The organism is Microbacterium sp. GbtcB4, from assembly GCF_019091465.1.
GTDB lineage: Bacteria > Actinomycetota > Actinomycetes > Actinomycetales > Microbacteriaceae > Microbacterium > Microbacterium paraoxydans.
Genome location: NZ_JAGXJJ010000555.1, coordinates 1 through 237, shown reverse-complemented (window position 1 = coordinate 237; position 237 = coordinate 1). Strand labels below are relative to the sequence as shown.

Below are 237 nucleotides of genomic sequence, written 5' to 3'. Positions count from 1 at the left end.
ATGAGGTCGGTCGCGTAGCGCTCCTCCACGTACTGCGCGGGCACGAGGATGGCGAGCGCCGGGTGCATGGCCCGCAGTTCCAGGGCCGCGCGGATGCCCTCGTCCGTGTAGGTGGGCGGCAGCCGCACGTCCAGGATGCAGAGGTTGGGCGTGGTCGAGAGCACGGCCTCGCGAAGACCGGTCGTGTCCGGGAGCGCGGCCACCACCTCGTGGCCTGCGGCTTCGTGGAGCCGCACC

At 72.2% G+C, this 237-nt stretch carries 1 pseudogene; it reads right to left on the bottom strand.

Annotation, left to right across the window (positions count from 1 at the left end):
* Window positions 1-236: pseudogene (locus KVS71_RS18800) on the bottom strand (DNA-binding response regulator); the annotation flags it as partial.
* Window position 237: the final 1 nt, after the last annotated feature.